Origin of the sequence: Vibrio sp. 10N.222.46.A1 (assembly GCF_041473595.1) — a bacterium.
GTDB lineage: Bacteria > Pseudomonadota > Gammaproteobacteria > Enterobacterales > Vibrionaceae > Vibrio > Vibrio tasmaniensis_A.
Map to the genome: position 1 here is coordinate 1 of NZ_JBFRSN010000434.1, position 8,406 is coordinate 8,406.

General features: G+C 45.1%; 5 protein-coding genes and 1 pseudogene. 5 read left to right on the top strand and 1 reads right to left on the bottom strand.

The window, feature by feature from the left end:
* Window positions 1–411 precede the first annotated feature (411 nt).
* From glnA to AB4496_RS13405, 5 genes are all read left to right on the top strand, one after another.
* Window positions 412–1,821 (top strand): glutamate--ammonia ligase, encoded by a 1,410-nt coding sequence (glnA, locus tag AB4496_RS13385; RefSeq protein ID WP_009848037.1) that lies wholly within the window; start codon window positions 412–414, stop codon window positions 1,819–1,821.
* Between the two features lie 240 nt (window positions 1,822–2,061).
* Entirely contained in the window at window positions 2,062–2,631 is a 570-nt protein-coding gene (locus AB4496_RS13390) for a DUF4124 domain-containing protein (RefSeq protein WP_009848038.1), read from the top strand.
* Between the two features lie 168 nt (window positions 2,632–2,799).
* Window positions 2,800–3,876: a nitrogen regulation protein NR(II) gene (gene glnL, locus AB4496_RS13395; RefSeq protein ID WP_012602997.1), complete on the top strand. Its 1,077-nt coding sequence runs from the start codon at window positions 2,800–2,802 to the stop codon at window positions 3,874–3,876.
* Window positions 3,877–3,986: 110 nt separating this feature from the next.
* Window positions 3,987–5,390, top strand: a complete 1,404-nt coding sequence (gene glnG / locus AB4496_RS13400; protein ID WP_009848040.1) for a nitrogen regulation protein NR(I) — start codon at window positions 3,987–3,989, stop codon at window positions 5,388–5,390.
* Window positions 5,391–5,498: 108 nt separating this feature from the next.
* Window positions 5,499–8,072, top strand: coding sequence for an EAL domain-containing protein (locus tag AB4496_RS13405; RefSeq protein WP_009848041.1), 2,574 nt, complete (start codon window positions 5,499–5,501; stop codon window positions 8,070–8,072).
* A 125-nt stretch (window positions 8,073–8,197) separates the two neighbouring features.
* On the opposite strand, the pseudogene AB4496_RS13410 reads toward AB4496_RS13405, so the two are convergent.
* Window positions 8,198–8,406, bottom strand: a pseudogene (locus AB4496_RS13410) (oxygen-independent coproporphyrinogen III oxidase); the annotation flags it as partial.

An 8,406-nucleotide genomic window follows, 5' to 3' on the forward strand; every position in this document is an offset into this window, starting at 1 on the left:
AGCGATTCATATCCGCTTAACTTTGGTTCCGTACAGTGTCTAGTCGACTAATTCGTAGGGTTATCGAAAAGTATCACCCGCGAAGTGGGCAACCAAATCTCAGGTAAAATAACAAAAGTGGATTGACAACTTAGGCAATTCATTGCTGAATGGTGTTCGCTTATGTCTCATATTGGTGCACAGATAAACAGTTGCACCAATACCGTGCAATCAAAGATCATTTTGGTGCAAAAGTCAGAGTTCGCAAATAAAGAAAACAAGTAAATCATTGAAATTAATGGAATAATTTTTTTGGCACGTTTTTGGCTATAGATAAATCAGCATCGATTAATGCACGTATAGACATTAATCAATGCTGGTTTCAACCGAATCGAGCTAATACCGAATTAATAACACTGGAGGTTATCCAAGATGTCAGTAGAAAATGTACTATCCCTGATCCAAGAGAACGAAGTTAAATTTATCGACTTACGTTTTACTGATACAAAAGGTAAAGAGCAGCACATCTCTATTCCTTCTCACCAAGTTGATGCAGACTTCTTCGAAGAAGGCAAAATGTTTGACGGCTCTTCAGTAGCTGGGTGGAAAGGCATTAATGAATCTGACATGGTAATGATGCCAGACGCAGCTTCTGCTGTACTGGACCCATTCACAGAAGATGCAACGCTAAACATCCGTTGTGACATCCTTGAGCCTGCAACAATGCAAGGCTACGACCGTGACCCACGCTCTATCGCTAAACGTTCTGAAGAATACCTACGTTCTACGGGTATCGCAGACACAGTTCTAGTGGGTCCAGAGCCAGAATTCTTCCTATTCGATGACGTTAAGTTCTCAAACGACATGTCTGGTTCTTTCTTCAAGATTGATGATGTAGAAGCCGCTTGGAACACAGGTTCTGACATCGAAGGCGGTAACAAAGGTCACCGTCCTGGCGTTAAAGGCGGTTACTTCCCAGTAGCTCCTGTCGATTCATCTCAAGATATCCGTTCAGCAATGTGTCTAGTAATGGAAGAGATGGGCCTAGTTGTTGAAGCTCACCACCACGAAGTTGCAACTGCGGGTCAAAACGAAATCGCAACTCGCTTCAACACGCTAACAACAAAAGCGGATGAGACTCAAATCTACAAGTACGTTGTACACAACGTTGCGCACGCATTTGGCAAAACAGCGACATTCATGCCTAAGCCACTAGTTGGTGACAACGGTTCTGGCATGCACGTTCACATGTCATTGAACAAAGATGGACAAAACTTGTTTGCTGGTGATAAGTACGGCGGCCTATCTGAAATGGCTCTTTACTACATCGGTGGTGTAATCAAGCACGCTCGCGCAATCAACGCATTTGCTAACCCATCAACGAACTCATACAAGCGTCTTGTACCTGGTTTCGAAGCACCTGTAATGCTTGCTTACTCAGCACGTAACCGTTCTGCTTCCATCCGTATCCCAGTAGTACCAAGCCCGAAAGCACGTCGTATCGAGCTACGTTTTGGTGACCCAGCAGCTAACCCATACCTATGCTACTCAGCAATGCTTATGGCTGGCCTTGACGGTATTAAGAACAAGATCCACCCTGGCGAAGCTATGGATAAAGATCTATACGACCTTCCTGCAGAAGAAGCAGCTGAAATCCCAACAGTTGCAGAATCTCTACAAGGTGCTCTAGCAGCACTTAACGAAGACCGTGAGTTCCTAACTGCTGGTGGCGTATTCTCTGACGACTTCATCGATTCTTACATCACTCTGAAATCTGATGACGTACAGCGCGTGAACATGGCTACACACCCACTTGAGTTTGAACTGTACTACTCAGTTTAATCCTTAGTCGGTTAGCATGTAATTCTTACTGCAATAAAAGCTATTGCAACATGTAAGAAGCACTAAAAAATATTAGGCTCGCCTCGCAGGCGGGCCTTTTTTCTATTCTCCCTCCCCCAGCTTCCTCGTACCATATCTTAAACAAAAGCCCTCAGAGGCTGTTGCTATAAATACAATAAAATCAATAACAAAACTAACGTCAAACGTGAAAACACCTAACGGTGAAAAGAGGCTAACGATATGAAAAACATACTGTTCCTAATCGGATTAACAGTCGCATTCTCGTGCTCTGCTCAAACGGTGTACACCTGGGAAGATGAGGATGGTGTGCTTCACTTTAGTGATACCCCTACCGATCAAGGTGCGGAGGCTCTGCGCCTACCTGACGTACAAGCTTCCGCGCCTGCTCCTAAATTTGAGGCTTCAACGCCTGTTGACGCTGCAGATCCCTCTACAACTAAAATGGCAACACCAGTTCAAGCTCAGGAAAAAACGGATAACACGAAACGAGAGGTACCCGCTCAGTTAGCCCTCAGCATGCTGACTCCAGTTCATGATCAAACCATCCGCAGCAACCGTGGCTTAATCCCAATAAAAATAGAACTCAACCGCAAGCTTGGTATTGGAGAGCAGTTGCAATTGATGCTCGATGGTCGTCGTTATGGCGCTCCACAAACCCAACCTAATTGGGAATTGAAAGGTATCGATCGAGGCACTCACACCATTGCAATTCAAGCACATAGAAGCGGCAAGCTTATTGCATCTACTAGTCCAGTCACCGTGTATTTACATCGAGCGACGCTCAAGTAAGCCAATGTGTTAAAAGAGGCCAAATTACCTCTACTTTTCACCTGATCGAAGCAGCTTTCAGCGACTCTAATGAATTATCTTTAGCTTCTGGTTGATATGCGCCATACTTGAACTTAGCTTCGCACCAATTTGGTGCAGTGAGAAAAACACCAGTTCAAGGACGAAATAGTGAATCGATCAGCCAAAAGCGACAGCATAGATACACATCATCTTTCCAGCGCCATTCTCGACAATATGGTGACCTCAACATTGATGCTCGATGAGCAACTGTATGTCCGATACGCCAACCCGGCGGCTGAACAACTCTTTTCGCAAAGTGCACGACGTATCGTTGATCACCCTCTGAGCCAACTTATCCAGCACGCCTCACTGGATTTAGCGCTGTTGACTCAACCGCTACAAAGTGGCCAAAGCATCACAGACAGCGACGTTACCTTTGTGGTTGATAACCGCCCACTAATGCTTGAGGTAACAGTGAGCCCAATCTCTTGGCAGCGAGAAACGCTGTTATTGGTTGAGATGCGCAAGATAGACCAACAAAGACGCCTCAGCCAAGAGCTCAACCAACACGCACAACAACAAGCGGCTAAACTATTGGTGCGTGGATTAGCCCATGAGATTAAGAATCCATTGGGCGGATTAAGAGGAGCCGCGCAGCTACTTGGTAAAATGCTCCCTGATCAGTCCCTTAATGAATATACGCAGATCATTATTGAGCAAGCCGACCGCCTGAGAGCTTTGGTCGATCGCCTGCTTGGCCCACAGAAACCGGGGACCAAATCGGAAGAGAACCTTCACCAAATACTTGAAAAAGTAAGGCAACTCGTCGAGCTAGAATCAGGTTCAACACTCGTCATCGAACGAGACTACGACCCGAGCCTACCGGACATCTTGATGGATTCAGCACAGGTAGAACAAGCCATGCTCAATATAGTGAGCAACGCAGCTCAGATTCTGAAGGCTCAAGAATCAGGAAAAATCACCATTCGCACCAGAACGGTGCATCAAGCAAACATTCATGGTCAGCGACACAAACTCGCCGCTCGCATTGAGATCTGCGACAACGGCCCGGGTATCCCCGATGAATTGAAAGACACCCTGTTTTACCCAATGGTCAGCGGACGAGAAGGAGGTACAGGGCTAGGGCTATCGATATCTCAAAACCTGATCGATCAACACAATGGGAAAATTGATGTTGAAAGCTGGCCGGGCAACACCACATTCACGATTTATTTGCCGATATAAGCAAAGCTGTGTCTCCCACTGGAAACAACGTTTCATTGGCAACACTGAATACCGAACAATAAAAACAACAATGATTATCACAATAGATTTGGCTGCAAAGGATTTGAATTATGAGTAAGGGATACGTTTGGGTCGTCGATGACGACAGCTCTATCCGCTGGGTAGTAGAGAAAACACTTTCATCTGCGGATATAAAGTGTGAAACATTTGCTGATGCAGAGAGCGTATTACTTGCTCTTGAGCGCGAGACACCAGACGTTTTGGTGTCCGACATTCGCATGCCCGGCATTGACGGTATTGAGCTTTTGCATCAGGTTCATCAACGCTCTCCCGACCTGCCAGTGATCATTATGACCGCGCACTCAGACCTTGATGCTGCGGTCAATGCTTATCAAAAAGGCGCTTTTGAGTATCTGCCTAAGCCGTTCGATATCGATGAGACACTGACTTTAGTAGAACGAGCAATCGCCCACAGCCAAGAGCAAAAGCGAGAACAGGCGAGTGAAGCAGTAGAAGACACCAACGCGCCAGAAATCATTGGCGAAGCGCCTGCGATGCAGGAAGTCTTCCGCGCCATTGGTCGTTTGTCTCGGTCATCCATTTCCGTGCTAATCAATGGTGAATCAGGTACAGGCAAAGAACTAGTCGCACACGCCTTACATCGTCACAGCCCAAGAGCGAAAAAGCCCTTTATCGCCCTGAACATGGCTGCGATTCCCAAAGATCTCATCGAGTCAGAACTGTTTGGCCACGAAAAAGGCGCCTTTACCGGTGCTAACAGTGTTCGCCAAGGACGCTTCGAGCAAGCCAACGGGGGTACTCTGTTTCTTGATGAGATTGGCGACATGCCACTCGATATTCAGACTCGACTACTGCGCGTGCTGTCTGATGGCCAGTTTTATCGCGTAGGTGGACATTCTGCGGTTAAGGTCGATGTTCGTATCGTTGCCGCAACCCACCAAGATCTTGAGCGCTTAGTACATGACGGTGGTTTCCGTGAAGACCTTTTCCATCGACTCAACGTTATCCGAATCCATATTCCGGCACTGCGCGAACGTAAACAGGACATTGAAAAGCTGACTCACCACTTCCTAGCATCAGCCGCTGAAGAGCTTGGCGTAGAAGTGAAGACACTACACCCAGAGACCATTCTGAAGCTCAATCAGCTCAATTGGCCGGGTAACGTACGTCAGCTTGAGAACATTTGTCGTTGGCTAACTGTAATGGCGAGCGGCAGCGAAATACTCCCTTCGGATCTACCACCTGAGTTGTTGGAAGAGAAGGTTGTAATCAGCGAAGGTACTGATGGTAATTGGCAACAACTGCTGGCTAATTGGGCCAAGAGTGCGCTTGATTCCGGCGAAAAAGAGCTGCTGACTTATGCTCTACCCGAGTTTGAACGTATATTATTAGAGGCCGCACTCAACCATACTAATGGCCATAAACAAGATGCAGCGAAAGTTTTAGGATGGGGAAGAAACACCCTGACTCGTAAACTCAAAGAGTTGTACTGATCTATATATGCCTTTAGATACATATTTTTTAAAGCTAAAAAAGTGTCGCTTGCTTTGAATAGTATCGGTACAATTACAGTACACTATCTATCCAAACTGTAGCTAAAGATGTCTTTGAAAACACAAATTACCTTGAGAACCGCAGTGGTTCTGCCATTCGTGATGATATTTCTCTTCACTATGGGCGTAATGATTTTCACTCAAAAGCAAAGCTACAAGGAGATGGTGAGTGATATTAGTGCGCGCCAACTAACATCACTCACTGATAACGTTCATCAAAGCCTTGCCGATTTTTTAGAAAAGCCATTTCACGCTAACCTTTCACTAAGTCATAACATCGGTTATCACAACCTTTATAAAGAGGGAAATCTTAGTCAGGTTCAAGACTATATTCTTTACAAGTTTTCTGCGCATTTTCAAGCGATCCCTCAGCTTGATGTAATCGGCTTTGGTTCTGAAGATGGTAACTATGTCGGCTTTCGAAAAGAAACAAACCGCGGCTTAACTTTAATGGCTCGGGATGATCGAACTCAAGGCAAACTTGTCATTTATCGTGGTAATACGATTAGCGGAGACATTCGAACCACAATTTCAGGTTATGACCCTAGAGTTCGCCCTTGGTACACTCCAGTAGTGACACAGAACAAGGCTGTATGGTCATCAATTTATGCCAATGCAGATGAACGACAAGAGATCACTTTATCGGCTCTCGCTCCTATCTATAGTGATAACGAGCTCAAAGGTGTCCTCGCCAGCGATATTAAGATCAACACCTTTAATGCTTTTCTCAAGGATCTCAAAGATAAAACGGATGCCTCTGTTTATATTATTGATAAGCAACAGCGCTTAGTCGCTCATTCGGGCGGAGGCAGCGTGGTCTCTTGGGGAACAGGACAAACAGACAAAGGCCAGCGCTTGTTAGCAACAGAGAGTGCTAACGCGGTAATACGTGAAAGTGCCCGTTATGTAGATAAGTTTCATCTAATCGATGATTTAAATGTGCAGCGCTTTAGTTTTAATTTAGATAACGAACGATATTTCAATCAACTTACCCCTTATGAAGATGAGTACGGCATCACTTGGATTATTGGTATGTCGATCCCAGAAAGTAGCCTACTTGGTGAATTACCAAAAAACCAAAGAAACAGTTGGTTACTCGGTCTAACTCTCAGTTGCATTGGTATTATCGCTGGATTAATTGCCTTTAATCGCGTAACTCAACCCATCACTTCAACTGCAGGGGCAGCAAAGCGCCTCGCCAAAGGTGACTGGGAGACGAGCATGCCAAAAACGGGCAACATCTATGAAATTAGCATGTTAACTGCGTCATTTAATGAAATGACCAACAATTTAAAGGCTTCTTTTCAGGCGTTACAGGCTCAACTTACCTATGACTCATTAACCAAACTGTATAGTCGTGAAGGCTTTATTGATACAGCCAAGAAAAACCCTGAAAACGAAAAAGGTACACTTTATTTAATTGGTATTGACCGCTTTCGAGATATTAATGATAGCCTCGGCCATTACAATGGTGACCAACTGCTTATCATTGCGGCCGCTCGTTTAAGAGGTACGCTACCATCGAACTTCCTGTTAGCTCGAACTGGCGGGGATGAATTTGCGATTTACGCTCCTAACATCAATCAAATAGATGACGTTCAACTACTGACGAGTCGCTTACTTCGAATCTTTACCTCCCCATTTGCCATGGAATCAGAAAGCGTGGTCATCAAAGTATCAATGGGGGTCGTGAATGTCTCGAACGTCAACGACATTACACTGCTGCTACGCAACAGCAGTATAGCCTTGAGCAACGCAAAGCAAGACAAAACCAGTGTCAGTATTTACAACCCAGAAATGGGCAAAGCATCGAGATATCGTACCAAGATGCTGGCACGTCTTAACAAGGCAATTGATCTTCAGCAGTTCGAGCCTTTCTATCAGCCTATAATCGACCTTGAATCTGGAGCTACCATAGGTGCCGAGGCTTTGGCTCGTTGGGTAACGGACGAGGGTATAATCTCACCTTTGGAGTTCATTCCTTTAGCAGAAGAAACAGGATTGATCTACGACATTGGTAAGCAGATTTTGCACAAGTCATGTCGAGATACCGCAATTGCGATTGAATCTGGAAAATGGAATAAAGACTTCTCTATTCACGTTAACTTATCTGTCGACCAACTGAGTGAAAGCGGATTTATTGAATTGGTTAAAACCACGCTGCGTGACACCAAATTACCAGCCCAAAACCTGACGCTAGAGATCACTGAATCACGCATCGTCGACAATGACCAAACCATCATCGATAATATGCTGACGCTAAAAGCACTAGGCATCTCGATTGCAATTGATGACTTTGGTACCGGCTATTCGTCACTGGCTTACTTACACAAACTGCCATTTGATTGCTTAAAGATCGATCGCAGCTTCGTCAGTAAGTTGGAAAAAGAGAACCTAGACAGCTCCATCGTCGCGGCCATCGTCAACATTACCAAGGGTTTCAAAGTGAGTTTGGTGGCAGAAGGCGTTGAAACACAACAACAAGCTGAACTACTCAAGCAGCTTCAATGCCCATTAGCTCAAGGTTTCTTATACAGCCGTCCAGTTCCGTTTGACCAATGGCCTACCGACCTAGGCAGTAAGCTAAATGCCAAGTTTAAAACGAATAACAAAGTCGAATAAAACGCAGAGGCTAAACAGGGCACCAAAGAGAGCCGCGCCTAAATCAGGCAGAAACCGAATGAGTCAGATACAAAAATGCCAGCATGATGCTGGCATTTTTTATGTTTCTATTCTCTATCGAGTTATTAGATGACGCGAGAGAATTGCTGTTGGCGAGCCTTGGCACGTAGGTATTTATCAAAACACATACAGATGTTACGGATCAGCAAACGGCCACGCAAAGTTACGCGGATTTCTTTGTCATCGACTTCAACCAACTCATCGTTGATAAAGGTTTGTAGAAGCTCTAAATCTTCTTTGAAGTAGCGATTAAAGTTAACCGAGAACTCAGATT